Below are 681 nucleotides of genomic sequence, written 5' to 3' on the forward strand. Positions count from 1 at the left end.
CCGCCCCGGCCGGTATCGACTCGGTGGCCTGCGCCGGGGGCACGGCCCGCCTACGCAGCCGGCCCTTCGAAAACCAGCTGGTGGGACCCTACCAGTTCACGGGCAGCACCGCCATTCCCGACTACAACGCGACGGGTGTGCGCATTCCGCTCACGGTAGCGGGCACTGCCGAAGGCTTTTTCGACCTGCGCGGCGTCCGCGTCAGCATCAACCACACGTATGTGGGCGACCTGGCTCTTTACCTCATTGCCCCCGATGGCAGCCGCGTGCTGCTGAGCATGCAAAACGGCGGCAACGGCCAAGGCTACCAGAACACCGTGTTTATCGACTCGCTGGGAGCCCGCGCCCTGAGCAACGGCACCTCGCCGTTTGCCGGTGCCTGGCAGGTTGATGAGCCCACCGGCTTCGCCAAGCTGCGCAACTCGCCCATGGCCGGCACCTGGACCTTGTGGGTGATAGATGGCGGCCCCGCCGACGTAGGCGTGGTGACGAACTGGGGCCTCGTAACGCGCGGCAACACAACCGTGTGGAGCGGTCCTAACGGCCAGAGCATTGCCGGCGACAACGTGTTGGCCACCATGCCCGCCACCGCCGGCCGCTACCGCTACATCGGCACCACCACGGTGCCCGGCGGCTGCACCTTCCGCGATACCGTGGACGTGCGCGTGGCGCCCGGCGCCG

General features: G+C 68.3%; 1 protein-coding gene. It reads left to right on the forward strand.

Annotation, left to right across the window (positions count from 1 at the left end; translation table 11 throughout):
• Positions 1 to 681: proprotein convertase P-domain-containing protein (locus tag ACYVDE_RS25195; RefSeq protein WP_460504256.1), on the forward strand; the 681-nt coding region annotated here is incomplete at both ends.

It is taken from the genome of Hymenobacter agri (assembly GCF_054778495.1).